We start from the raw sequence: 25,718 nt of genomic DNA, 5'->3' as shown, positions 1-25,718 counted from the left end.
ATCCATATCATCCCGTGGTAACCGCATGGCCGCGTCAGGGCAACAACAACGCCCCGTTGACATAGCTGCCGCGCCGAATGTGATCAGCCCAGCCTTGCATCCATGCAGGGTTGGATGGGGTTGCCTTAACCCCAGGCTTTGTATATAAGCGCGGCTTCGATTTAGGGACTGCCGACCATGAAGCCTGATATCCACCCCGCGTACCACGAGATCACCGTTGTCATGACCGACGGTACCTCTTTCAAGACCCGCACCACCATGGGCAAGGCCGGCGACACGCTGCGTCTGGACATTGATCCGAAGTCCCACCCGGCCTGGACGGGCGTGCAGAAGCTGCTGGACACTGGCGGCCAGATCGCCAAGTTCAACAAGCGCTTCCAGAGCTTCGGCCTGAAGTAAGCTGCTTGGCCGCAAGGCAAACGAAAAGCGCCGCCGGGGCATCCTGGCGGCGCTTTTTGTGTTTGGGCTAAAGCGCCAGGGCATGACCATTGCCCTTTCTCGCCTTCCCGGCGAAGGCCGGGATCCAGGGGCCAGATGCCCGACACCTCCGCAGCGTCCCTAAAATGCAGCGGAAGGGTTTGAGCCTATGCCCCTGGGCCCCGGCCTTCGCCGGGGAGGCTGTGATATTGAGAGCCCCCCCCGTCACGCCGGGTCCGGCGCCTTTGTCCGCATTGTCACAAACTCCTCCGCCGCCGTCGGGTGCAGACCGATCGTATTGTCGAAGACCTGCTTGGTAGCACCGGCATTCATGGCCACCGCCACACCCTGGATCATCTCCGGCGTATCGGCGCCGACCATGTGACAGCCCACCACCTTCTGCGTGGCGCGGTCCACCACCAGTTTCATGAAAGTGCGCTGATCACGGCCGGAGAGCTGGTGGCGCATGGGCTTGAAATTGGTGCGGTAGATATCGACGCCGCCGGCCAGGGTGGCGCGGGCCTGCTCCTCCGTAATGCCCACGGTCGCGACAGGGGGGATGGAAAACACGGCGGTGGGGATATTGTCGTAGTTCACATCGCGCGGGCGGTTGCCATAGAGACGGTCGGCCAGCACATGCCCCTCCGCCAGGGCCACCGGCGTCAGGTTCACGCGGTTGGTGACATCGCCCAGGGCATAAATCGACGGCACCGACGTCTGGTACTGGTCATTGACGGTAATGGCCCCGGCCTGGTCCGTCTCCACCCCGACATTTTCCAGGCCCAGCCCATAGGACATGGGCTTGCGCCCGATGGCATAGACCACCGCGTCGCATTCCAGCACGCTGCCGTCCGACAGATGGGCCAGCAGACCGCTTTCGGTCTTTTCGATGCGGCTGATGATGGTGTGCAGCTTCAGGTCGATACCGGCCTTGCGCACCTCATCGGCCACGAAATCGCGGACATCCTTGTCGAATCCACGCAGGATCTGCGCACCCCGGTAAAGCTGGGTTACCTTGGCACCCAGCCCGTTGAACAGGCTGGCAAATTCCAGCGCGATATAGCCGCCGCCGGCCACCACGACCCGGCGCGGGAACTCTTTCAGATAGAAAACCTCGTTCGAGGTGATGCCATAGTCCCTGGCACCCGGCTGTTCCGGCAGTTCCGGCCAGCCGCCCGTGGCGATCAGGATACGTTCCGCCGTCACCCGCGTTCCATTCACCTCCACTGTATGGGCATCCACGATGGTGGCCCGGCCTTCGAAAATCGTGACGCCAGCGCCTTCCAGCAGGCGGCGATAGATGCCGTTCAGGCGGGCGATCTCCGCATCCTTGGCGGCGATCAGGGCGTTCCAGTCATGGCGGATATTGTCTGCGGCCCAGCCGTAGCCGGCAGCATCAGCAAAGGCCTGGCCATATTCGGCGCCAAAGACCAGCAGCTTTTTCGGTACGCAGCCGACATTGACGCAGGTGCCGCCGAAATAGCGTTCTTCCGCCACCGCCACCCGTGCCCCATGCCCCGCCGCGATGCGCGACGCCCGCACCCCGCCGGAGCCGGCGCCAATGGTGAACAGGTCGAAATCATACTGGGACATGGGGACGGTTCCTGTGGATGAAGGGATCAGTTCAAATGTAGGGATGATGAAGCGTCAGCGATGTGACGGGCATCGCATCCCCGTTATGCGCCACCCCAGGCCACGAAGTGCGGGTTCAGGAATGTGGGGGCCTTGCCATAAGGGAACGGCTCGCCATCCAGCAGGGTCAGGCAGCCGCCGGCCCCGATCAGCACGGCATGGCCCGCCGCGATATCCCATTCACAGGTCGGGCCTAAGCGCGGATAGACATCACCCACCCCTTCGGCCACGCGGCAGAATTTCAGCGAACTGCCCGCCGCCACCCGGTTCGCCACGCGGCGGCCGGTCAGGAATTCATCCACCGCCGCATTGTCGGCATGGCTGCGCGAGGTCAGGACCGTCAGGCCCACCGCCGGCACAGGGCGGACCTGGATCGGCTCATCCTTCCGCCCTGGTGCGCCCCGCACCGCCGTGCCGGGGCCAGCAGCGGCATAGATTGTGCCGCCGACGGGCAGCATGACCACGCCCAGCGCTGGCGCGCCGCCCTGGATCAGGGCGATATTCACCGTGAACTCGCCATTACGCTTGATGAATTCCTTGGTCCCGTCCAGCGGATCGACCAGCCAGAAGGTACCGGATGAGATATCAGGGACGCGGCCCGCCGCCACCTCCTCCTCCGTTACCACGGGGATATCGGGGGTCAGCCTGCGCAATGCGGACAGGATGATGGCGTCGGCATCCTGATCGGCGGCGGTGACGGGGCTGCCATCGGCCTTCGCGGTTGCCTCCGCCCCCGCCTCATAATGGCGCAGGATGGCGGCGGAGGCCTGTTCAGCGGCCGTACGGACAGCGGGCAGCAGCGCCGCCAACTCTTTGGCAGATAGCATTGTCAAACTCTCATCATGCCGCGGTCGCGGCTTTCGCGGAATGGATCAGACGCCACAGCACCGGTGCCGTGGCGGGCATATCGACATGGGTGACGCCATGGTCGGCCAGGGCATCGACCAGGGCATTGATGATGGCCGGACAGGCGCCGATGGCCCCGGCCTCCCCCGCCCCCTTCAGGCCAAGCGGATTGGTGGCACAGGGCACGGGCCGCAGGCTGAAATCAATCATGGGCAGATGGTCGGCGCGCGGCATGGCGTAATCCATGAAGGACCCGGTCAGGAGTTGGCCCGACTCCGTATCGAAGCGGATCAGTTCCAGCAGCGCCTGCCCCATGCCCTGCGCGATGCCGCCATGCACTTGGCCCTCCAGCAGCAGGGGATTAAGCACCGTGCCAAAATCATCGACCACGGTATAGCGTTCGATACGCGGCACGCCCGTGTCGATCTCCACCGAGATTTCAACGACATGCGTGCCATTGGGGAAAGTGTTGGACGGCGGGCTGTATTTGCCCTTGCCGCGAAAGACATGGCCATCCGCGTCTGGTTTGGCCGCCGCTGCCACCTCAATAAAGGGCACGAAACGGTTGGAACCGGTAACGGCAAAGCCCCCACCCGCATCCGTCACCTCAAACCGCAAGGCATGCTCATCGGCCTCCAGCAGCCTTGCCGCCACGGGCCGGGCCTGACTGATCACATCCGCCGCCCCGTCGCGCACGGCGGCACCACCCGTGGGGATGGAACGGGAGCCGCCGGTACCGCCCCCGGTCTTCACCACCTGGCTGTCACCCTGCACCATGGCGATGGCGTCGGGTTCGATCCCCAGAACCTCGGCGATGACCTGTTTATACGCCGTTTCATGCCCCTGCCCGTTTGATTGCGTGCCGATCAGCAGCAGGACGGACCCGTCGGGCTTCACCAGCAGTTCCGCCGCCTCCGGCGCCCCGCCCGAACAGGCCTCAATATAGGTGGCGATACCCAGGCCCAGCAGCCGGCCCTGCTCCCGCGCCTTGGCCCGGCGCGCGGGGAAGCCCGCCCGGTCGGCGCGTTCCAATGCGGCCTCCAGCGTGCCCGCGAAATCGCCGCTGTCATAGACATGGCCCAGGGGCGTGCGATAGGGCATGGCAGAGGGCGGGATCATGTTCAGGCGGCGGAATGCCGCCGGGTCCTGCCCGATCTCCCGCGCGGCCTTGTCGATCAGCCGTTCGACCAGATAGGCCGCCTCCGGCCGTCCCGCCCCGCGATAGGCATCGACGGGCTGTGTGTGCGTATAGACACCGCGCACGCGGGCATAGATCGCGGGGATGGTATAGACACCCGACAGCATCTTGGTCTGGCCGTCAGTCTGGATATAGGTGGCGTAGTTCGACAGGTACGCCCCCATATTGGCAATGATATCGGCGCGCAGGCCCAGGATGCGGCCCTCCGTGTCCAGCGCCAGTTCGGCGACGCTGACATTGTCGCGGCCATGATCGTCGGACAGGAAGGCTTCTGCCCGGCTGCTGGTCCAGGCCACCGGCGCGTCCACCTTCCGCGCTGCAAAACAGGCCAGCACATATTCGGGATAGCAGAACAGCTTCATCCCGAATCCGCCGCCCACCTCATGCGTCAGCACATGGAACCGGGCCCTGTCCTCGCCGAAGATGCCGGCCAGCATGTCGCGCATATCATGCACGCCCTGGCTGCCCACCGTCAGGCGCGTGATATCGGCCCCGGTATCATGTTCGGCCAGACAGGCGCGGCCTTCCAGCGGGTTGGCGGACAGGCGGTTATTGATCAGGTCCAGGCGGACAATGCGTGCGGCCCTGGCAAAGACATCGTCCGTCGCCGTCCGGTTCCCCTTCTCCCAGTCATAGGCCAGGTTGGCGGGGACATCGCCATGCACCTGGGCTGGGTGCGTCAGGGCGGCGGCGGTATCGACCACCGCATCCAGCATGTCGTAATCGACCATCACCGCCTCGGCGGCGTCCATCGCCTGATACAGGCTGTCGGCCACGATGAACGCCACGGGTTCGCCGACATGGCGCACGAAACCGTCAGCCAGAACGGGCCGGTGCTTCATATGCAGGGTGGTGCCCGCGCGCACGCGCAGCGGCACAACACAGGGGATATCCTTGATCCCCGCCTGTTTCAGGTCGGCAGCGGTGAAGATCGCCTGGATGCCGGGCATGGAGGCGGCATCGGTCGTATCGATGGACAGGATGGCGGCATGGGCGTGCGGGCTGCGCAGCACATAGCCCACCTTCTGACCGGGCATGCGGACATCGTCCGTGTAACGACCAGCCCCACGCAGCAGCCTTGTATCTTCACTACGCGGGACGGGCTGTCCGATACCGAACTTGGTCATGGGCGAACGCTCCTGGCCGAAGGATCGCCCGATCATAGGGGATGGCGCGGCGGGAGCAACCTTCCCGCTTACTCCTCCGCATCATGGTCGGCCATATAGGCGCGCAGGGCGGCGTTGATGCGGGCCTGCATGGCGCGGTGGCCGCCACCGTGACGACGGAACCAGTCGATCAGATCGCCATCCAGCCGCAATGTAACGTCGCGTCTGTCCCGGCCGCGCGGGCGTGCTGGTGACCAGCGGGGACGGTCAGACATGGGATCGGGCCGATCCGGACCCAGCAAGGCCGCCCGTTCGGCCGGGGTGATCAGCATTCCGCCTGGAAATGACATCAGCGTCCTCCTGCCAGCCCCTCGGCTGGCCTGTTCGTGCCCCTGTCGCCCCAACGGAAAAGATCAGGCAAGGTTCCGTGTCTGCCCTGTGACAACACACTACCCTTTCCTTCACGCTCCATATTGGAAACAACTGTCGCGGGGACAAGAGGACCTTTGGTGTTAACCCCGCTTCCGGAGGGCGGCTTAGGTCTGTACAATCCGCCACACACAACAGGGGCGATACCCGACATGTGCGGGCGGTTTGTACAGAAATTCCTGAAGGATCTGGCAGACGCATTCGATGCGCGGTTGCGCGAGGATCTTTCGCCCCGGTTACTGCACCCACGTTTCAATATCGCACCAACGGCAGAGATCGGGGTCATCGGGTTGGACCGTGCCGGCAACAGGTCAGTCACCGCCATGCGCTGGGGACTGGTCCCTTCCTGGGCACAAGATACAAGCGGGGCGGCCCGCATGATCAATGCCCGTAGTGAAAGCGCTGCTGACAAACCGAGTTTCCGTGAGGCCTGGCGTAAGCGCCGAGCCGTCATTCCCGCCGATGGTTTTTATGAATGGCCCCAGACGGGCGACCGCAAACAGCCCTGGTACGTCTCCCGCGCCGATGGCCACCCCATGGGGTTTGCCGCCCTGTGGGAGGTGTGGCGCGGGGGCGAGGGGGAGATGTTGTTTACGACCTGCATCCTGACCGCGCCCGCCAATGACGACCTGGGCCGCATTCATGAACGTACGCCCGTCATGCTGATGAATGCGGAGGCGGTGGCGTGCTGGTTGTCGCCAGAGACGCCGGAGATTGCGCGCCATGGCCTGATGCACGCGCCCGCGCCCGGCAGCCTGCGGCTGTGGCCGGTCACGCCGCTGGTCAATGCCGTCCGCAATGACGGGCCCGACCTGGTGGCCCCCTATGATCCAACGGCAGTCATCGCGCCCATTATGACGGGGAGCCTGCTGTGAGGGGGGCCTGTCTGATCCTGTTTATGCTGTTGGCCCTGCCGGTCTCGGTGCTGGCCCAAGGCGCCGGCAACAAAGCGCCCGTCAAAGGCATCGGCGCCGCCAAGGAGGGCGATCTTGTCACGGTCAAGGGACAGGAATTCCGCCTGTTTGGAATCGACGCCCCGGACAGAGGGCAAACCTGCGTCAATGTCCGTGGGCAGAGTTATGATTGTTTTGCCCTGTCGACCCGCATTCTGGAACTGCTGATCAATAACATGCAGATCGAATGCACACCACGGGGCCAGTCCGCCGCCTCGGGACCGACATTGGCCGTTTGCCGGGCGGAAAACGGTGATGATCTGGCCTATGCCATGGTGGAGCGCGGCATGGCCCTGGCCTACCGGCCCCTGAGCTTTGACTATATATCGATCGAGGCGCGGGCCATTTCTTTCCGACGGGGCCTGTGGGGCGGCCGGGTTGAGCCACCCTGGCTGTGGCGATCGCGGGAAACGGAACGCAAGCTCGACGAGATGCGCAAACCCAAACAGCCGGGCGCGCAGTAACAGGTATTCCGTTCGCCGCAACGCTGTCCCGGCGCAGGAAGGAACCCAAGGCAACGACCAGCACTCGTGTCAGCAAAGCCCTGATCTGGAAAGCAAAAAAGCCACCGGCACAGGGCCGGCGGCTTTTTGGATACCGAAGGATGGTGGGCGCGGCAGGGATTGAACCTGCGACCCCCGCCGTGTGAAGGCGATGCTCTCCCGCTGAGCTACGCGCCCATCCGTCGTCGGTGGAGCGGGGTTTTAGGGGGTTGGGGACGGCCTGTCAAAGGGAAAAGTCGAAAGCCCGGTGATTTTTTTCGGCACATTGATGGAAATCCTTGTCGGACAAGACGTTCCGACCCACATTGCCCTCACGATTGCCGCACGCAGTGTTGAGAGGCCCACCGACATGCGCATGTTCCGCTGCCTCCCTTTCGCCCTTCTGGCCATAGCGCCAACCACGGTGGCCACCGCCAACCCGGCACAGGGGCTATCGCTGACCTACGCGGTGCATGTCGGCGGCGTGCATGTACTGGACGCCGATGCGGAAATGGCACTGGGCGCCAACGGTTATCGCGCCGGTTTGAAGATGCAGACAGATGGTTTCCTGGGCCGGGTGGCGCAGTGGAAAACCGATGTCCGCGCGCAAGGGCTGCTCTCCGGAGCCCTGCCACAGCCGCGACAATTTACCGCCCATGGCAGTTGGCGTGACCAGCCGCGCATGACCACTGTGGATTATACACCCGACGGCACGCCCACCTTGACGCTGGCCAATCCGGAACCGGAAAAGGACCGGGAACCGGTGCCCGTGAACCTGCGCCTGGGTACAGTCGACCCGGTTTCCGCCATTGTGGCCGTTCTGGACCAAGTGGCGAAGAAGGGGGATTGCGACATCACCGTGCCCGTTTATGACGGGCGTCAACGCTATGATCTGGTCTTCGCCACGCAAGGCCCGGCGACGCTGGAGGCAACGGACCTGTCGGTCTATGCCGGCCCGGCGACGGCTTGCACGGTGAAATACAAGCCGGTCGCCGGCCGGTGGAAGGAAAACCGCCAGCGCGACCGCGATCGGGAGGGAGCCAAGCGCAAGGACATCCCCGTCACGCTCTATATCGCCCCGGCCATTGCTGGCGGTACGCCTGTACCTGTGCGGCTGGAGATGGACAGCCCGCTGGGGGCGGTGAAGGTGCACCTCTCCACCGTCAAGGCGGTCTAACCCTTACACCAGCCGCGCCAGCGCGGTGGGCAAGTCCGCGAACCGGTCGATGATGATATCCGCGCCCAGTTCTGCCAGCGGCATGCGCGGATAGCCATAGGCGACGGCCACGGCCGGCACGCCGGCCCCCCGCGCCGCCGCCACATCATTGGCATTGTCGCCGACCATCACGGCCCCACCCGCATCCACGCCCAACCGGTCCATCACGAACAGCAGCGGGTCGGGATGCGGCTTCCGGCGCGCCACACTGTCCCCGCCCGCCACCGCATCGAACAGCGTGTCCAGCCCCAGTTCGCCCAACAGATCGACACTGATCCCCGCTGGCTTGTTGGTACACAGGCCCAGGCGATGCCCAGCCTGCTTCAAGGCGGTCAGTGTGTCCACCACATCCGGATAGATACAGGACCGATCCACGGGCAGCGCGCCATAGATCGCCAGATACCGCGCCGTCATCGGCCCCAGCTCAGCGGGTGTCAGGGCCACACCCGTGGCGGCGAAGGCCTGCTCCACCAGCCGTCCCGCCCCATCGCCGATCATGTGATGCACCATGGACAGCGGCAATTCCCGCCGGCCTTCCTGGGCCAGCAGCCGGTTCAAGCCCAGGGTGATATCGGGCGCGCTGTCAGTCAGGGTCCCGTCGAAATCGAAGATCAGGGCGGGAAACCGTTTCAGGATGCTCATCGTCTCTGCCGCTTCCGCTTGGCTTTCGCAGGGGTCTGTATGATACAGGGGGCCAGCTTAGACAAACTGCCGACCGGCCCGCCACCATGCCCCAACGTCCGCTCGCCTGCATCATCCTTGCCGCCGGCAAGGGCACACGCATGAAATCCGATCTGCCCAAGGTGCTGCACCCGCTGGGTGGCATGCCGATGGTCAATCATGTGATCCGAGCGGCAGAAAGCCTGTCACCGGAAAAGATTGTGGTCGTGGTCGGGCCCGGCATGGACAATGTTGCTGCTGCCGTTGCCCCGCACCCGACCGTGGTGCAGGAACAGCAACGGGGAACGGGGGACGCTGTGAAGGCGGCCCTGGGTGCCCTGGCGGGCTTTAGCGGTGATGTGCTGGTCCTTTATGGCGATTCGCCCTTGATTACGCCGGCGACCCTGTCGGCCATGGTCGCTGCACGCGCCGGCGGACAGAACCCGGCGGTTGTGGTTCTGGGCATGCGGCCTGCCGATCCGGGCGCCTATGGTCGCCTGATTCTGGGCGCCGATGGCGGGCTGGAGAAGATCGTCGAATTCCTGGATGCCAGCACCGAAGAACGCGCGGTCACCCTTTGTAATGCCGGGTTCATGGCGTTTGACGGGGCCCGCATGGGCACATTGTTGTCCGGGATCGGCAATCACAATGCCAAGGGCGAGTATTATCTGACCGATGCGGTGGCGGTCGCGCGGATGGCGGGCTGGAGCTGTGCCGTGGTCGAAGGGCCGACCGACGATACTGCCGGGGTCAATAGCCGCGCCGAACTGGCGGGTATCGAACGGATTTTCCAGGGCCGGTTACGGCAGGCCGCCATGGCCAATGGGGCCACCTTGCTGGACCCTGACACGGTGTATTTCGCCGCCGACACGGTGCTGGGCCGGGATGTCACGGTGGGCCAGAATGTCGTGTTCGGACCGGGCGTCACGGTGGAGGACGGGGTTGAGATCAAACCTTTCAGTCATCTGGAAGGTGTGGTCGTGCGCAGGGGCGCCATCATCGGCCCCTTTGCCCGGCTGCGTCCGGGCAGCGATATCGGCGAAGGGGCCCATATCGGGAATTTTGTTGAGCTGAAAAACACCAAATTCGGGGCCGGCGCCAAGGCCAACCACCTGACATATCTGGGGGATGCCGATGTCGGCGGCGGGTCCAATATCGGGGCCGGCACCATCACCTGCAATTATGATGGCGTGCTGAAGCATCGCACCCGCATTGGGCAGAATGTGTTCATCGGCACCCATTCCACCCTGGTGGCGCCGGTCTGCGTGGGGGATGGGGCCTATACCGCCGCGGGTACAGTCGTGACGCGCGACGTGTCTGCCGAGGCCCTGGCCATCAGCCGTGCCCCGCAGGAAGAAAAGGCCGGTTGGGCAACACGATACCGTGCCGCTAAGCTGGCGCTGAAAGCCAAGTTGGGAAAAACCTAACACCAGGGCGGCGACCCGGCCGGATCAGCGCATCCCTTACCTTCCCACAGCGCAACGGGCATGGGAGGGTAAGGGCCAGCCGCACGAATCAGTCGCGGAAATTCACATATTGCAGGGGCTGCTCGATCTTCAGGCCCTTGACCATGGCAATGGCAGCTTGCAGATCGTCAATTTTTTTGCCGGTCACGCGCAGCTCGTCGCCCTGGATGGAGGCCTGGACCTTCATCTTGCTGTCCTTGATGGCCTTGGTGATCTGCTTGGCCAGGGTCTGGTCAATGCCCTGCTTGACCTTGATCGTCTGGCGCAGGGTGCCACCGGCAGCGTTTTCTTCCTTGCCCCAGTCCAGGCAACCGGGGTCCAACTTGCGGCGCACGAAATAGCCTTTCAGCATTTCCTGCAACTGCGCCAGCTTGGTCGAATCCTCCGTATGGATGTGGATTTCGCTCTCCTTCTCCTTCACTTCCAAGGTGGATTTGGAGCCTTTGAAATCGAAACGCGTCTGAAGCTCACGCACCACACCCTGAACGGCGTTGTTCACTTCGGCAATTTCGGTCTTGGAGACGATGTCGAAAGAAGGCATCGGGGAAAAGTTCCTGACAACGGATTGAATGCAGGACACAGACTAGCATCCTGCATCACCGTGCGTCATCCTTCCACGCCGGGGGTCAGCCTTTCGGCAGGGCCACGCTTGCCTGGTCATGGGCCATAGCCGCACCACCGGCATGGGCCGACTGTTCGCCGGCGGACAGGGCCGCCACCACAAACAGACCGCACAGGACCAGGGCTTGCAGGACCATGGCGGCACGCTGCTTCAGATTTGTCGCTTCACGCATAACGGCCTCCTCTGTTGTCAGTTCAGCTCAAGCACAGGGGCGGTTTCTGGTCCGCCGGAAACCCGCGCTTGAGGCCGGATGTTGATCCTGGGCATCGCCCCGATACCCATGCACCGACTATATAAGCGACTCTTTAACATGCAAATGTTTATATTGTCTCTGGGGGGTTAACGGGCCGTAACACCCATACCCTGTTGCACGTACAGCACAGGGACACACCGTCGCGACGGGTGCTTTGGCCCTTTGCGGGCCAGGGGGCGAATGCTAGATGTCTGGTGACCGCCCTGTGCCGGGCCGTGGATACGGGAAATGTGATGAGCAAGCCCAGTTTCGATCAGGACGCCGCCAATCTGCTGGACGATCTGATCCAGCGCGCCCGCCGGGCGGGTGCCGACGCGGCCGATGCACTGCTGGTGGATGCGGCGTCACTGTCATTGTCAACGCGGCTGGGCCAGCCGGAAGGACTGGAACGGTCGGAAGCCGGCGATCTGGGCCTGCGCGTGTTTGTGGGCCGGCGCATGGCCGTGGTTTCCAGCACCGATCGTAGCCCCCGCATGCTGGCCGAGCTGGCCGACCGCGCCGTGGCCATGGCCCGCGCCGTGCCGGAGGACCCGTTCTGCGGGATCGCCGACCCTGACCAGATTGCCCAGACCTGGCCGGATCTGGACCTGCTGGACAGTGCGGAGCCGACAGCGGCCGACCTGATCGCCGCTGCCAAGGAAACCGAGGATGCCGCCCGCGCCGTGGCCGGCGTCACCAATTCCGACGGGGCCGATGCCAGTTGGAGCCGCAGCGCCGTGACGCTGGTGGCCAGCAATGGTTTTGCCGGCGGGTATGGTGTGTCACGCCGGTCGTTGTCAGTCTCCGTCCTGGCCGGTGAAGGGACCGGCATGGAACGCGACTATGATTTTCATTCCACGGTCTATGGCAGTGATCTGGAAAGCCCGACAGAGATCGGGACACGTGCAGGCCAGAAAACGGTGGCCAAGCTGAACCCCCGCAAGGTGAAGAGTCAGGCTGTTCCCATCATTTTTGACCCGCGCCTGTCGGGCGGATTTGTCGGTACCTTCTGCGGGGCCATATCGGGGGCCGCCATTGCACGCGGCACAAGTTTCCTGAAAGACCGTCTGGGCCAGGACGTGTTCGGCAGCGGCATCCGTATCGTCGAGGACCCGCATATCCGCCGTGGTCTGCGATCCAAGCCGTTCGACGCGGAAGGTCTGGCCAACCAGCGGCGGTGCCTGATCGAGGACGGTGTCCTGACCACCTGGATTCTGGACCTGCGCTCTTCGCGTCAACTGGGCCTGTCGCCCACCGGCCATGCCACACGCGGCACGGGCGGCCCACCGGCCCCCAGCCCCACCAATGTGTATATGGAACCCGGCCCGCTGTCGCCCAAGGACCTGATGGCCGATATCCGGCAGGGTCTGTATGTGACGGAGATGATGGGCCAGGGTGTGAATGGGGTCACTGGTGACTATTCACGCGGCGCCGCCGGTTTCTGGATTGAGAATGGTGAAATTGCCTATCCGGTCAGCGAAATCACCATCGCCGGCAATCTGAAGGACATGTACCGCCGCCTGACCCCCGCCAGCGACCTTTGCCGGCGATACGGCATTGATGCCCCGACCCTGCGCATCGAGGGGATGACGGTCGCGGGCGTGTAGAACCGTCAGACGCCCGCGGCGGGACCCGTCAGTCGGCGCGGAAACCGGTACGGGCGGCCAGAATGGCGATCTGGGTGCGGTTGCGGGCGCCCAGCTTCTGCATCATCGCGCGCACATGAACCTTCACGGTGCCTTCCAATACGCCCAACTGCCGGGCGATCTCTTTGTTGGAACAGCCGGACAGCAGCAGACGGAAAATATCGCGCTGACGGTTGGTCAGGCGGGAGACCGATGCCATGTCGGCCTGATCTTCCGCCACCGGGGCCGCGACAGACGGGGTCAGCATGGCATAGGGCATCTGCACATAGCCTTCCCGCGTCAGCGCCAGCGACACCGCCTCCGCCAGAACGGCACTGGGGTCGCTTTTCAGCAGGCAGGCAGAAGCCCCCGCCGTCAGCAGGGTGCGGGTTTCCGCCGGGGTGAAGCCGGATGACATGATGATGGTGGGCACACCCTGCACCCGCGCAAGGAAATCGGCGATGGCCGCCATCCGTTCGCTGCCCAACCCGTCAGCATCCATCAGGATCACATCGGGAATGCTGGTCGCCTGCGCCAGGAGAACCAGGGCCTCTGCCGGGGTACCAGCCTGCCAGGTCTGCGCCCCATCATTCAGCGATGACAGGGTCAGCGCCAGACCGTGCCGGACCAGGGCCTGCGGATCAATGATCAGGAAACAGCGGCGGCGCACGCCGGACACGGCATCGACCCCGGAAGGTCGCGCGTACGTTTCCATGGACACAACACGCAGCGGATTACCGCCCCGGCGCACAGCGATGGTCATCACGACCTCCAGCAAACGGGCATCCAGTCCCGGTGTTAACCTCACGTACATATTCGTACGGATTAAGTCCTCTCGCAACCTCCTTCTGGTCAATTGATTCAGAATCTGTTTATATTCTTCACAGGACGTGAGTTGTTATGAATTTAGATCGAAATTCGAAGTTTTTATCCTTTGCAGTTACTTCGATTATCGATCTATCGATTGTATTTTAACTAAAGTTTCAGCGACAGGCCCAAGAGGCTTGGAATCATGGGAAAAATTCCCGTCGAATGCGGCATGCGCCTGGTTCAGCGGCGATGGGAATGGGCTGGATCGAAGGGGGTATGCGGGGATGACATCCGGGTCCGTGGTGCTGGTCGATCATGACCAGTTGTTCAGTGCAGCGCTGGCCGCTCTCCTGGAAGAAGAAGGCATGGCGGTGGACTCACCCCTGCCCTCGCTGATGGCGGCCGAACAGGCCCTGGCGCAACCACCGGCGCCAGCCCTGATCATCACCGACCCGGCCGGCCTTGACCGTACCGACGATGGCGATGCGCTGCTGAGGTTGCGGCAGGCCGCACCTGAGGCACGGATTCTCGTGCTGAGTGCTGATCTGAGCCAGCCGGCCCTGGCCCGCAGCCTGGCCGCCGGCGCCCATGGTCATGTGTCGAAGGGCGCCTCCTTTAACGCGGTGCTGCGTGCGGTCCGCCTGATCTTGATGGGACAGGCGGTCTACCCGGCCGCCGCGGCCCAGGGATTGGGCCAATCACCCAGTGTAACCACCACTGCCGGGGACACGCAAAGCCAGTCCGGGGGCGCCGACCTGTCACCGCGTGAAACCCAGATCCTGGCTTGTGTCATCAGCGGTCATTCGAACAAGGCCATCGCCCGGCGCCTGTCGATCACGGAAAGCACCGTGAAGATGCATTTCAAAAACGCCATGCGGAAGATTAATGCCGGCAACCGCACCCAGGCCGCCATCTGGGCGATGGAGCATGGCATCGCCCCGATGGCGTAATGCCCGAACGAGCCGTTGCAAAAACAGATCAAAATTAAATCAAATAAAACGCTGATAAAATAAAAAAGGCCGCTGTGTTCAGCGGCCTTTTTCGCGGCACCCGCCGGTCATGACTGACCGGCGGTTCCATTCCGTGGTTGCGATCAGGGGAACACGATCACGGCGCGACGGTTCGACGGCTCACGCACGCCATCGGCGGTCGGGACCAGCAGGTCGGTCTCACCCTTGGCTTCCACGGCGACCTGGTTCGCCGGCAGACCCTGGCTGACCAGATATTCGCGGACGGCTTCGGCGCGACGCTGCGACAGCTTCTGGTTATAGTCGGTCGGACCGGACGTGTCGGCATGGCCGGACACGTTGATCTGCACGATCTTGCCAGCCTTGGCATCGCGGGCGACGTTCTGGAGAACCTGCTGCGCATCGGCCGACAGCACCGAACGATCCCAGTCAAAGAAGACCGTAAAGTTACGGGTGATGGTCGGTGCAGCGGCCGGTACCGGCGCCGGAGCGGGGGCAACCGCCGGGGCCGGCGGGGGAGCGACAATGGCGGCAGCCGGCGCGGGCTTCTCCGGCGCAGCGCCGAAGACAGTGCGGACGCCGATCAGCACGCTGTGGGAGTTATAGTTGCTCTTGTAAGCCGGGGTCTCGCTCTTGAACTTCAGGTCATCCATGCCCTGGTAGCGATAACCGAAGGTCAGATCGAGATCCGGGGTCAGCGCGTAAGAGACGCCCACGCCCAACTGATAGGCGAAGTTGTCCTGCGCGGCGTTTGAATAGTAAGGGGCGGTGAAGACGGGACCGACATTGTCGGTATCGACCCAGCCCCAGCCCAGGCCGGCGCTGACATAGGGACGGAACGGCGACCCGACATCGAATTCCTTCTGCACCACACCCATCAGGGTAAAGGTGGTGACGTCACCGATCGGATTGCCAAGGTTGGCGCTGATCTTGTCGACCTGATGGACGGCATAGCCGCCCTCAACGCCCAGACGCAGACCATCACCGAACTGATAACCACCCTCCAGCACAGCGGCGATGGTTTCCTTGGTGTTGACCTTGTTGGTCGTGGCGGCGGTCTTCAGGTCCAGATCCTGCAGCCAGTTCACACCGATCTGCGACCCGATATACGGGCCTTCCGGCAGGTTCTGCGCCGAGGCGGCCATGGGCAGCACGAGTGCCAGTGCAGTTCCCATCAGCAAATGGTGCAGTTTCATCTTTCATTCTCCTTATGGGCCCTTGGGGCGATCACCTTTTCGTCGGGACCTGAAAACGGGCGACGATCCCGGCGGCGACCTGTTCTGTCACGGCCGTGCAGGCAAAAGCCCGCGCGTCCGGTCACACCAGACTTACAGAAATTGTTGTGCCGACTCAAGGTGGCAACTTCATGGCCAAACATACTAGCCCATATGGCTAAACAATCACGCAGGAGAATTTGCGTTTGTTCTACGCCGCGCTGCGAAAGGCTTTCATGGCTTCCCGACGGGCCGCCACACCATCGTGGAAGCGCTGGCCATGCAGACGCTGCACAGCAGGATGGACCGCGTGAAACACAAGTTCTTCCTCCATCACCACCAGCAGACCCAGCGCTTCTTCGTCAATTTCAATGATGACGCCGGTTTGGGCATTCATGCGACCGCACTCCCTGAACGGATATTGTGGCGCCGGCACCACTACCCGAGCGATCATGACGCTTGCCATCATGGTTCGATGACAATCAGGGAGGCATGGCATATCGCGCCGGTCTGCCCTATGTCTTGACCAACCCCCTGTCGGCGGTCCGATCAGGACCCGCCCCGATGAAAGGCCCGACCGACCGTGAACGCCCCGGCCCCACAGGACCTGTCGATCACCATCACCCAGACTGCCCCCGGCGTCTGGGGACTTCGCCTGCCCCTGCCCTTTCAGTTGAACCATATTAATGTCTGGCTGTTGGCCGACCGGATGGACAATGGGCGCCCGGCCTGGACCCTGATTGATACCGGTGTGGCCAGCAACCTGACACGCAGCCTGTGGGACCAGGTTGCCGCAGAATTTCTGGGGACGGCGCCGGTACGACGCGTCATCGTTACCCATTTCCATCCTGACCATATCGGTCTGGCAGATTGGCTGTGCCAGCGTTTCGATGCGCCGCTCTGCATGACCCGGACGGAGTGGCTGCTGGCCCGGATGCTGTGCCTGGACCATTCAGACGAAATCGCCGAGGCGGGGCGCCGCTTCTACAGCGCTATGGGGCTGGAGGCCCCGGTGCTGGCCGCCCTGACCACACGGGGCAATGCCTATGCCCGTGGCGTGCCGGTGGTCCCCGCCACGTTTGATCGGTTAACGCAGGGTGACCGTCTGTGTATCGGCGACCGTACCTGGACCATCCTCACCTCTGGCGGGCATTCACCAGAACATGCCTGCCTGTACAGCACAGACGGCGAACCGGTGCTGATTGCCGGCGACATGGTGCTGCCTCGTATCAGCCCCAATGTCAGCGTCTGGCCAGCCGAACCTTTTGCCGACCCGCTGGCGGAATTTCTGGACGGGCTGAAACGGCTGCGCGGATTACCAGCAGACACCCTGGTCCTGCCCTCACACGGACCGGTCTTCCAAGACCTGCACGGACGCATCGACGCGTTGCTGCACCATCATGCGGAACGGCTGGCCGAGGCCGAGCGTGATTGTTCGGCCGGCGGGCGGACTGTGGCGGAGATCACCCACAGCATGTTCAACCGCACCCTGGACACCCATCAGATGAGTTTTGCGGCGGGCGAAGCCCTGGCCCATCTCAACCATCTGGTGGCAACCGGCCGTTTGCAACGCCATCAGCGCGCGGCAGATGGCGTCTGGCTGTTCACCATTCCCTGATCCGCCAGATCAGGGGGCTGCACTTTTCGACTTGGTCTTGGCTGCCCCGGCCGCAGCGCCGGAAGCCGCAGGCGCGCGGGCCGGCGCCGCCTTGGCTGCCGCCGCCGCGTCCGCCATCAGCACCGTCGGCGCCGGGCGATCACAACGCGGTGCATTGGCGACCCGGACACCATCGGCATCCGGCAGCAGGCCACGTTCGATCTCCTCCAGGCTGGCCGTCATTGCCGCCGTTACCAGCGGTGCATGGGTTCCACAAAAGACTGGGGTCGTCAGCGCAATGGCCCGCTGTGACGTTTCATTGGCCAGGCGCGTGCGGAACGTGTCGAAGGTGCGGGTTGGATTGCCACTGGTCGTGCGTTTGTAATAGGCGACCAGGGTCTTTTCCCATTGCTGGATACGGGTCTGATGCTTCAGCGTAAACTGCTTGTACTTGTTGAACAGGCTGACTTCACCCTTCACATCCATATGCTGACAGGTAAGTCCCACCACCATCAGTTCGGTATGCAACCGGATCCCCTGTTCGGCTGCAAATTCCGGCACTGAATAACAGGGCCCCTTGGTTGACGCGGCCAGGGCCGGGCCTGCTGCCAGCAGGGTGGCAAGGGAAACAGCGCCAACAGCGCGCGCGACCGAACGGAAAGACAACATGCGGACAGATCCGTGGCGACGGGATGGAATGGCGCGGACTGTGCCGCAACCGGTCCTGTCCCGCAAGAGGGCGGGTCATCCACGCCTGATTTCGTTGCCCAACCGGTCCGGTCCCAGTCCCCAGCCAAGCACACATGCACGCCATGCCCGGTTTTTTTATCGGCACTGCGCAGTTTCTCTTTCAATTCGAGAACAATTCCCCCATATCTGAACACACAAATCCTGGCAGACCCTTCCGCTGGCAAGCCGAGACCCAACCGGTCCCTGCAACAAGGCCTGTACATCCGGCAGGTCCGCCTGAGACTGTGAATCCGCTGCATGACGCATGAGCCTCTCTGGCAACCGAGTGATATCTTGAACGCCGAAAACGAAGGTGATGCGGAGTCCCCGAAGCGTCGGGGCCGTATTCCGCAATCCGCTTGGCCGAGAATTCTGGAGCGCTACAGGGCGGGCGCCACGCTGTCCGCCATCGCCCGGGAATTTGACTGCACGCCCAGCGCCATTTCCTACATCGTCCGCAAGGCCGAGGCCGCTGGTCTGAGCGGCGAAGGCGAGGAAATGGTAGAGGCAACCCCGGCCGCACCGATCCCGGTGGAACCAGCCCCGGTTTCCGTCGCCGCCGAGGGAGCACGCCCGCGCCGGGCCGCCCGCGCCGCGGAAGCCCGCGCGCCCGAGGCTGCGGTTGAAGATACCGCCTCCGGTAACTCCGTCAGCATCCCGGCCCCGGCGGCCGTGGAAGCGCCGGCTGACCCGGTGCTGACCGCGCCCCCGGCCACCGAACCATCCCGGGAAAGCCCGTTCCACCACGATAGCGGCCGCCATGGCGAGGTGCCGCGTCGCTTTGAGGCGCGGGACAATCGTCCGCCGCGTGACCTTCGAGAGGGACGCCCCGAGCGGGGTGAGCGTTTCAACCCGGAAGGGCGCGAGCCGCGTCCGGATCGGGAACCCCGTATGGACCGCGAACCGCGTATGGACCGTGAACCGCGCCAGGACCGTGAACCCCGTATGGAGCGCGATTTCCGGGGTGAACCGCGTCAGGATCGCGAACCCCGTCAGGATCGCGGTCCGCAACAGGGTGACCGCCGTCAGCAGCAGGGCAATCTCCGCTTCCCCCAGGGTGGCCAGCCCGGCCCGCAGCGTGACCGTTTCGGGGAGCGTCCGCCGCGTGACCGTCTGGAAGCCCGCCCGCCGCGTGAGTTTGATCGCGACCGCGGCGGTAGTGGAAACGAGTTGCGTGGCAATGACCGTCCGGCGGTGGATTACACCCCCTCCGACAATCCGGCTGAGGTCGTCTATCCTTATCGCCAGCAGCAGCGTAATCCAGCCCGCCTGGAAGCTGCTGAAGTGCCGACGGTGCCGGCCGATGAACGGATGGATGCCGCAGCCAAAGCCTGTGCCGAAGCCTATAAGGCCTGGAAGGGCCAGACGGGTGGCGGCGTGCAGGGTTTGACCGACGCGCTGCATGAGCTACGCAAGGTGATCGCGCGCATGGAGATTGAAATCTCTGCCAGCCGCAAGGAAGAACTGCGCCCGATCCCCTTCACCTCCTACCGTACCAATCTGCCGCCGCCCCAACAGCCCCGGGGCTGAAGCTGAAGGTTGCAGGATATACAATCCAGATGAAGGCCTCGTCAGATGACGGGGCCTTTTTCTTTGCCGGGTCCCAGACAAATTGCCGATGACAACTAAGGCTTCTGTTCTATAATACCCCCTAAAGATTAATCCAAATGGTGGGTCGGTCGGGAGCATGACGCGAGCATGACAATGGTGCAGTTTTTCACCTTGTCGACGCTGATCGGGGCAGTCGCTTTGATCAACTTTGTTGCTATGGCGATCGTCTGGCGCATTCACCATGACATGAAGGGGCTTTCTGCCTGGACCGGGTCACAACTTGTTGTTGCCACCGCTTGGTTCCCCAGCCTTTTTGTCAATCTCGGGCTTGTTGGTGATCCCTATTACACGGCCTTCAACAATGTGATGAACCTGGCCGGGCTGCTGTTGCTGCTGGAAGGCGCTTTACGGTTCCGGGGAATCGGGTCGGGACAGGCGCGCCTGCCCTGGTTGGTGATGACCTTTTTCATCACCATTGTCATGTCCCTGATCAATCGTGACGATCCGATTGCCCGCTATCTTTTCCATGATGCCGTGGCTGTGCTGCTACTCTGTGCGGCGGCGGCTGCCATGCTGTGGCGGCCCGCTTCCTATCAGCGGCTGGCGCATGGATTGACAGGATTCTATCTGCTGGTCCAGGCGGTGACTTATCTGAGCCGCTGGTGCCTGGCGATTGCGGCGTCCTTGGGCTGGACCGACCTGGAACCGCAATCCCTGAATTTCACGATCTTTGCCATCCTGGTTCTGTGCTGCCTTGGAACGCTGTATGGGCTGATCCTGTCGATCAATGCCGAAGCACGCCAGCAGGTGGTCCGGATGGGACTGCTGGACCCATTAACCGGTTTGGATAATCGCCGGGCGCTGCACCAGGAATTGTCCCGGTCGCTCGCAATGCGCGGTCGGACCGGCGATCTGCTGGGTATCGCCTATTTTGATCTGGATGGCTTCAAACAGGTCAATGATCAGTTGGGCCATGAGGCCGGTGATGCGGTTCTGGTTGAAGTGGCCCGACGGTTACGGCAGTTCGTGCGGGCGCAGGATGTGGCTGCGCGTGTCGGTGGCGACGAGTTTGTCGTGCTGCTGCATGGCCTGCGTGACACCGCATGCCTGTCGAGCGCCCGCGACCGTCTGCGGCAAGCCATAGAGGGTCCTCTGTCATTCATTCCACATCGTGATGTGGATATCCGGATCAGCGTGGGGACGGCCCTGGCGCCCTTGCATGGCGAACAGGCGGACATGTTGTTACGCAACGCCGATGCCAGCATGTACCGGGATAAACGTGGCCGGCGGACAGCGTCCGCACCACAGGACCTTGGCGAGTATGCCGAGGCCGGTGATCCGCTTCCATCCTGACGGATAGGGCGGAACCTATCGTGATGCACCGGTTACGGGCATAGGATCGAACAAGGTTTTCAAGGGATTTGGCGGGCTGCGCGGATGCCGGTGCTGGACTATTTCACCATTTACGCGGTTGTGGCGGCGCTGGCGCTGATCAATGCAGTGGCTTTGGTCATGGTGTGGCGCATCAACCCGACCGTACCGGGACTGGGCATCTGGAGCCTGTCGCAATGCCTGCATGTGACGGCGTGGGTACTGTCGGTCATGGTGATCCAGGGGTTGGTGACAGGCCCCAGCTACACCTTGATCAATAACTCCCTCAACCTTGCCTCCATGATCTTGTTGTTTGAAGGGGCGATGCGGTTCCGGGGTTTTGGAAACCCGGCAACGCGGCAATGGTTGATCCTGGCCGGCATCGCCATGGTGGTGGGCATTTCGATCCTGAACAAGGAAAACATGATCCGCCGCTATATCTGGCATGATGCCATCTGCGTGGCGATGCTGATCGCGGCGGCGGTCACCATGATGTGGCGGACCGCCCCCCATGAACGCATCGTGCATGGCATGGCAGCCGGGTTCTATGTGCTGATGGCCGCAGCAGCCGGGTGGCGTTGGACCGTGGCGGTCACCCTGTCACCGGGTGAGACATTCCCCTACCAGACCTTGAATGCCAGCGTCTTCACGCTGGTGGCACTGTTCGGCCTGGGCTGGGTTTACGGGCTGATGCTGTCGGTGAACATGCGTGTACGCCAGCAGGTGCTGGCCGTCAGCCAGATTGACCCGCTGACCCGGCTGGCCAATCGCCGACAGTTGGAAACCGTTCTGAAACGGGCTCTGGCGCGACAGCGGCGGGGGGCCGGCGCCTTTGGTATCACCTATTTTGACCTGGACCGCTTCAAGGCCATCAATGACCGCTACGGCCATGCCGGTGGAGATGCCGTGCTGGTGACGGTGGCCGACCGGTTACGCGAATTCCTACGTGACAGCGATGATGCCGCACGGATTGGCGGTGACGAGTTTGTGGTGCTGTTTAGCAATCTGCGCGATGGCCACGACCTGGACTCTGCGTCTGCCCGCCTGCGACGTGCCATCGAAGGGCCGATGGTGCTGGGCAACGATGTCGAAGACGTACGCATCAGCCTGGGGGCCGCCCTCGCCCCGCGTGATGGTCAGCATATCGACATGCTGTTGCACCATGCCGATCAGGCCATGTACCAGGATAAACGCGCGCGGCGGGCCGGCGGGCCGCCGGACGATGGGGGGCAGGTCATTGCCTTCCCGCCCCCGGACGAAAAAGGCCGCCCACAGGGGGCGGCCTTCAACTGACGGCACCGTCGATCGGGAAGGATCAGGCCTTCTTGGCGGTCACCTTGGCCAGAACGCCCTGCAGCTCTTCGATGCTTTCCTTGACCCGCTTGGACAGGACTTCAGCCGCTTCGCTGTTGGACTTGGCCACCAGTTCCGACAGTTCCTTCAGATTGGCCGAGGCCTTCTCAAAGGAGGCCTTCACCAGAGCGGCCTGCTTAGCCACCTTGTCTTCCGGGGTGCCGGGGGTCAGCAGTTCGGTGACCACGGCGGAGGTCTCTTCCAGGGACTGGCGAATGATTTCAGCCTGACGGCGGGCAACAGCCTGATAGCCCTCGATCGCCAACTGGTTGGCGGCAACAATGGCTTCCACGTTACGGCGCTGCGTGGCGACCACACCCTCGAAGTCGGGGCTGGGCAGCTTGAACTCGCCGAACGCCTTCTGGAAATCGGTGAAGCGGTTCATGTCAAAAAACTTCGCCGGGTCGAAGTCCAGAAACGGATTCTTGGTGTTCGCCATCATGTTCCCCAATGCTGTCTGTCGTCAGTAACGCCGGCGGGCGACACAGGCAGGAACACCCTGCTGCGGCGCAACATTTCCGAGCCTCATCATGCACTTTGCCGCTTTTTTCGTCAACTTTTTTGTTGCAGCGCACAATATCCTTGGCAAATCAAGCCTCTGACTGTTTCGGTCCGATAGGTTTTGAGATGGGCATGGCAGCCATCCCGATTAGCGGGGCCGTGGCCAAGCGGTCTTTATTCCCAGAGCAAGGAACGATCGCCGCTGATGCCCGACCCGCGTCCCTATGGCAGGCCACCAGTCACAGAACACAGGCGATGCCTCCCCCTGACCTCTGTGTAAACGAGTTCTTAACCAACAAAGACGGGTTCAGGTTCCCAGGAACGGACGAATTACGTCCTGCCGCCTGCGTTCATGGTCCTAGTTTTTTGCACAGGCTGACAATGCGCCGCGCTACGCGGGTGCATTTGGCATTGTCAAGCCCCGCAATGCCCTTCATGACAGCCACATGTCAGCTTGACTTCCAAAATTATCAATAAAATCAATGGTCTGATTTTTTATGCCTATTTTTTATGCAAGACGATGGAACCCGCAGACTCCCTAGGTCCCGCCCCGGAAGCCCCGTACTTGTCCGCAGACTTATCCACAGATTTCGTGGAAATCCCGACCGGGGCTTCCCACCCGTCATCGCACCATCGGATGGCCAGGGCAACGGCGTTACCGCTATCTCTTCCGGCCATGGGCTATGACTTCCGGAGGAACGGGCAGCCGGTTTCAGCAGGTGATTGACCGGCGGACGGCGATGCGCCACATGCTGAAATCATGACCGACGATGCCGACCATAATCCCGCCCCCGCCGCCATCCCCGACGCTGCCGCTCCGACGACGGTGAGCAAACGCAAACGCACCGTGGCCGACCTGAACCGGGGGGTAGAGATCATCAAGGGCTATTTGCGCACCCTGCCCGACCGGCCAGGTGTTTACCGAATGCTGAATGATGACGGGGATGCGCTGTATGTCGGGAAAGCGCGCAGCCTGAAAAAGCGGGTCACCAACTACACAATGCCCGTAAAGCTGCCCATCCGGTTGCAGCGCATGATCGCCGAAACCACGCAGATGGAGTTCGTCACCACCCATACAGAGGTGGAGGCGCTGCTGCTGGAATCGAACCTGATCAAGAAACTGATGCCGCGCTATAATGTCTTGCTGCGCGACGACAAGACGTTCCCCCATATCCTGATCACCGGCGGCCACGCCTACCCGCAACTGACCAAGCACCGGGGAACCCGAACGGAGGCCGGATCCTATTACGGGCCCTTTGCATCAGCGGGCGCTGTTAACCGGGTATTGACAGCCCTGCAGCGGGCGTTCCAGTTGCGCACCTGCGCCGATACCATCTTCAACAGCCGCACCCGGCCCTGTCTGCAATATCAGATCAAGCGCTGCACGGCGCCCTGCGTCGAGAAGGTTACGGCGGCAGACTATGCCGAGCAGGTCAAAGAGGCCAAGCAGTTCCTGGAAGGACGCAGCCGTGAGATACAGACGGCGCTGGCCACCGACATGCAGGCCGCAGCCGAAGCGCTGGATTTTGAACGCGCCGCCAAACTGCGTGATCGTATCCGCGCGCTCACCGCCATTCAGGCGCATCAGGATATCAATGTCGAAGGTGTTGAGGATGCCGACATCATCGCGGCCTATCAAGAGGGGGGCAGCACCTGTATTCAGGTCTTCTTCTTCCGCGGCGGCCGCAACTACGGCAATCGCGCCTATTTCCCCAGCCATGACAAGGTGGTGGAGGTCGAGGAGGTCCTCGCCTCCTTCATTGCCCAGTTCTACGACAACAAGGCGGCCCCGCCCCTGATCCTGGCCAGCCATGATCTGGCGGAGGAGGCCTTGTTGCAGGAAGCACTTTCGGTGCGGGCCGGGTCCAAGGTGGAACTGCATACGCCCAAACGCGGCGACAAGAAGCGGTTGGTCGATCATGCCATCACCAATGCCCGCGACGCCCATGGCCGCCGGCTGGCGGAAACCGGCAGCCAGGCCAAGCTGCTGGCCGGCGTGGCGGAGGCATTTGGTCTGGCCGAGCCCCCCAACCGTATCGAGGTCTATGACAACAGCCATATTCAGGGCGCGCATGCCATCGGCGGCATGATCGTGGCAGGGCCGGACGGGTTCATCAAGAACGCCTATCGCAAATTCAACATCAAGGCCCCCGACGCCGCCGGCGACGATTTCGCCATGATGCGTGAGGTCTTTACCCGACGATTCGAACGGGCCCTGAAGGAAGATCCGGAGCGGGCTGGCGAAAGCTGGCCCGATCTGGTGCTGATCGATGGCGGCGAGGGGCAGTTGGGTGTGGTGATGGCAGTGATGGCCGAACTGGGCATCGAAGATGTGCCCCTGGTCGCCATCGCCAAGGGACCGGACCGCGATGCGGGGCGCGAACGCTTTTTCATGCCAGGCCGCCCACCCTTTGGCATGGAGCATAAAAGCCCCGTCCTCTATTATCTGCAACGCCTGCGCGACGAGGCGCATCGCTTTGCCATCGGCACACATCGGGCCAAACGGGAAAAGGCCATCAGTGCATCCCCCCTGGATGAGATTCAGGGAATCGGACCGCGCCGCAAGAAGGCGCTGCTGCTGCATTTCGGTTCGGCACGTGCCGTCTCCCGTGCCGGGCTGGCCGATCTGCAAGCGGTGGAAGGCATCAGCGAGGCTGTCGCCAGAATCATCTATGATCACTTCCATGGGGAAGGATAGGATGCGCGCCACCGACCCCTGCCTAGCCCCACCCTCTTCAAC

The 25,718-nt window shown here is 62.9% G+C and carries 24 protein-coding genes and 1 tRNA gene; 12 read left to right on the top strand and 13 right to left on the bottom strand.

Going from position 1 to position 25,718, the window contains the following annotated elements; genetic code table 11:
- Positions 1–177 precede the first annotated feature (177 nt).
- Positions 178–399, top strand: coding sequence for a 50S ribosomal protein L31 (rpmE, locus tag CHU95_RS14860; protein ID WP_054166111.1), 222 nt, complete (start codon positions 178–180; stop codon positions 397–399).
- Positions 400–642: 243 nt separating this feature from the next.
- On the opposite strand, the gene gor is transcribed toward rpmE, so the two are convergent.
- From gor to CHU95_RS14840, 4 genes are all read right to left on the bottom strand, one after another.
- Positions 643–2,010 (bottom strand): glutathione-disulfide reductase, encoded by a 1,368-nt coding sequence (gene gor / locus CHU95_RS14855; protein ID WP_094457092.1) that lies wholly within the window; start codon positions 2,008–2,010, stop codon positions 643–645.
- Between the two features lie 83 nt (positions 2,011–2,093).
- Positions 2,094–2,876: a 3'(2'),5'-bisphosphate nucleotidase CysQ gene (cysQ, locus tag CHU95_RS14850; RefSeq protein WP_094457091.1), complete on the bottom strand. Its 783-nt coding sequence runs from the start codon at positions 2,874–2,876 to the stop codon at positions 2,094–2,096.
- A 13-nt stretch (positions 2,877–2,889) separates the two neighbouring features.
- Entirely contained in the window at positions 2,890–5,220 is a 2,331-nt protein-coding gene (locus tag CHU95_RS14845; RefSeq protein ID WP_094457272.1) for a xanthine dehydrogenase family protein molybdopterin-binding subunit, read from the bottom strand.
- A 68-nt stretch (positions 5,221–5,288) separates the two neighbouring features.
- Positions 5,289–5,549 (bottom strand): BrnA antitoxin family protein, encoded by a 261-nt coding sequence (locus CHU95_RS14840; RefSeq protein ID WP_094457090.1) that lies wholly within the window; start codon positions 5,547–5,549, stop codon positions 5,289–5,291.
- Between the two features lie 231 nt (positions 5,550–5,780).
- Here CHU95_RS14840 and CHU95_RS14835 point away from each other — a divergent pair, with 231 nt between their 5' ends.
- On the top strand, positions 5,781–6,503 hold the full coding sequence (locus CHU95_RS14835) for an SOS response-associated peptidase (RefSeq protein WP_094457089.1): 723 nt from the start codon (positions 5,781–5,783) through the stop codon (positions 6,501–6,503).
- A complete protein-coding gene (locus CHU95_RS14830) occupies positions 6,500–7,045 on the top strand; it encodes a thermonuclease family protein (protein WP_245838265.1) in 546 nt (181 codons plus the stop codon). The genes CHU95_RS14835 and CHU95_RS14830 overlap by 4 nt, the downstream gene beginning before the upstream one ends.
- A gap of 141 nt (positions 7,046–7,186) precedes the next feature.
- On the opposite strand, the gene CHU95_RS14825 is transcribed toward CHU95_RS14830, so the two are convergent.
- Positions 7,187–7,261 (bottom strand) — tRNA-Val (locus tag CHU95_RS14825).
- Between the two features lie 178 nt (positions 7,262–7,439).
- Between CHU95_RS14825 and CHU95_RS14820 the strand changes: the two genes are divergently transcribed.
- Positions 7,440–8,240 (top strand): DUF3108 domain-containing protein, encoded by an 801-nt coding sequence (locus CHU95_RS14820; RefSeq protein WP_165772191.1) that lies wholly within the window; start codon positions 7,440–7,442, stop codon positions 8,238–8,240.
- A gap of 3 nt (positions 8,241–8,243) precedes the next feature.
- Here the strand turns inward: CHU95_RS14820 and gph are convergent, their stop codons facing one another.
- Positions 8,244–8,921: a phosphoglycolate phosphatase gene (gene gph, locus CHU95_RS14815; RefSeq protein ID WP_094457087.1), complete on the bottom strand. Its 678-nt coding sequence runs from the start codon at positions 8,919–8,921 to the stop codon at positions 8,244–8,246.
- 86 nt (positions 8,922–9,007) lie between these two features.
- On the opposite strand from gph, the gene glmU reads away from it, so the two are divergent.
- Positions 9,008–10,366, top strand: a complete 1,359-nt coding sequence (gene glmU / locus CHU95_RS14810; RefSeq protein WP_094457086.1) for a bifunctional UDP-N-acetylglucosamine diphosphorylase/glucosamine-1-phosphate N-acetyltransferase GlmU — start codon at positions 9,008–9,010, stop codon at positions 10,364–10,366.
- 88 nt (positions 10,367–10,454) lie between these two features.
- On the opposite strand, the gene CHU95_RS14805 is transcribed toward glmU, so the two are convergent.
- On the bottom strand, positions 10,455–10,946 hold the full coding sequence (locus CHU95_RS14805) for a YajQ family cyclic di-GMP-binding protein (RefSeq protein WP_094457085.1): 492 nt from the start codon (positions 10,944–10,946) through the stop codon (positions 10,455–10,457).
- Between the two features lie 85 nt (positions 10,947–11,031).
- Positions 11,032–11,199 carry a hypothetical protein gene (locus CHU95_RS22535; RefSeq protein ID WP_165772190.1) on the bottom strand — a complete coding sequence of 56 codons (168 nt, stop codon included), beginning with the start codon at positions 11,197–11,199 and terminating at the stop codon, positions 11,032–11,034.
- Positions 11,200–11,513: 314 nt separating this feature from the next.
- Between CHU95_RS22535 and CHU95_RS14800 the strand changes: the two genes are divergently transcribed.
- Entirely contained in the window at positions 11,514–12,866 is a 1,353-nt protein-coding gene (locus tag CHU95_RS14800; RefSeq protein WP_094457084.1) for a TldD/PmbA family protein, read from the top strand.
- Positions 12,867–12,894: 28 nt separating this feature from the next.
- Here CHU95_RS14800 and CHU95_RS14795 read toward each other — a convergent pair whose 3' ends face one another.
- Positions 12,895–13,647: a response regulator transcription factor gene (locus CHU95_RS14795; protein ID WP_165772189.1), complete on the bottom strand. Its 753-nt coding sequence runs from the start codon at positions 13,645–13,647 to the stop codon at positions 12,895–12,897.
- 331 nt (positions 13,648–13,978) lie between these two features.
- Between CHU95_RS14795 and CHU95_RS14790 the strand changes: the two genes are divergently transcribed.
- Positions 13,979–14,644, top strand: a complete 666-nt coding sequence (locus CHU95_RS14790; RefSeq protein ID WP_094457082.1) for a response regulator transcription factor — start codon at positions 13,979–13,981, stop codon at positions 14,642–14,644.
- 143 nt (positions 14,645–14,787) lie between these two features.
- Here the strand turns inward: CHU95_RS14790 and CHU95_RS14785 are convergent, their stop codons facing one another.
- Positions 14,788–15,858: an OmpA family protein gene (locus CHU95_RS14785; RefSeq protein WP_094457081.1), complete on the bottom strand. Its 1,071-nt coding sequence runs from the start codon at positions 15,856–15,858 to the stop codon at positions 14,788–14,790.
- Positions 15,859–16,087: 229 nt separating this feature from the next.
- Positions 16,088–16,273, bottom strand: coding sequence for a hypothetical protein (locus CHU95_RS14780; RefSeq protein ID WP_094457080.1), 186 nt, complete (start codon positions 16,271–16,273; stop codon positions 16,088–16,090).
- Positions 16,274–16,459: 186 nt separating this feature from the next.
- Between CHU95_RS14780 and CHU95_RS14775 the strand changes: the two genes are divergently transcribed.
- Complete coding sequence (locus tag CHU95_RS14775; protein WP_094457079.1) at positions 16,460–17,494, top strand: MBL fold metallo-hydrolase; 1,035 nt, start codon at positions 16,460–16,462, stop codon at positions 17,492–17,494.
- A gap of 9 nt (positions 17,495–17,503) precedes the next feature.
- Here the strand turns inward: CHU95_RS14775 and CHU95_RS14770 are convergent, their stop codons facing one another.
- On the bottom strand, positions 17,504–18,142 hold the full coding sequence (locus CHU95_RS14770; RefSeq protein ID WP_094457078.1) for a hypothetical protein: 639 nt from the start codon (positions 18,140–18,142) through the stop codon (positions 17,504–17,506).
- Between the two features lie 318 nt (positions 18,143–18,460).
- Between CHU95_RS14770 and CHU95_RS22750 the strand changes: the two genes are divergently transcribed.
- The 3 genes from CHU95_RS22750 to CHU95_RS14755 all read left to right on the top strand — a co-directional run bounded on the left by CHU95_RS22750 (position 18,461) and on the right by CHU95_RS14755 (position 22,417).
- Complete coding sequence (locus CHU95_RS22750; RefSeq protein ID WP_207762507.1) at positions 18,461–19,732, top strand: helix-turn-helix domain-containing protein; 1,272 nt, start codon at positions 18,461–18,463, stop codon at positions 19,730–19,732.
- Positions 19,733–19,900: 168 nt separating this feature from the next.
- On the top strand, positions 19,901–21,106 hold the full coding sequence (locus CHU95_RS14760; RefSeq protein WP_094457077.1) for a GGDEF domain-containing protein: 1,206 nt from the start codon (positions 19,901–19,903) through the stop codon (positions 21,104–21,106).
- A gap of 84 nt (positions 21,107–21,190) precedes the next feature.
- Positions 21,191–22,417: a GGDEF domain-containing protein gene (locus CHU95_RS14755; RefSeq protein WP_094457076.1), complete on the top strand. Its 1,227-nt coding sequence runs from the start codon at positions 21,191–21,193 to the stop codon at positions 22,415–22,417.
- Between the two features lie 22 nt (positions 22,418–22,439).
- Here the strand turns inward: CHU95_RS14755 and CHU95_RS14750 are convergent, their stop codons facing one another.
- The gene (locus CHU95_RS14750) at positions 22,440–22,919 is read right to left on the bottom strand and encodes a phasin family protein (RefSeq protein ID WP_094457075.1); all 480 of its coding nucleotides are present in this window, start codon (positions 22,917–22,919) and stop codon (positions 22,440–22,442) included.
- An 819-nt stretch (positions 22,920–23,738) separates the two neighbouring features.
- On the opposite strand from CHU95_RS14750, the gene uvrC reads away from it, so the two are divergent.
- Positions 23,739–25,676 carry an excinuclease ABC subunit UvrC gene (gene uvrC / locus CHU95_RS14745; protein ID WP_094457074.1) on the top strand — a complete coding sequence of 646 codons (1,938 nt, stop codon included), beginning with the start codon at positions 23,739–23,741 and terminating at the stop codon, positions 25,674–25,676.
- Positions 25,677–25,718: the final 42 nt, after the last annotated feature.

It is taken from the genome of Niveispirillum lacus (assembly GCF_002251795.1).
GTDB lineage: Bacteria > Pseudomonadota > Alphaproteobacteria > Azospirillales > Azospirillaceae > Niveispirillum > Niveispirillum lacus.
The sequence above is the reverse complement of the archived record's forward strand: the minus strand, read 5'-3'. Positions and strand labels throughout refer to the sequence as shown.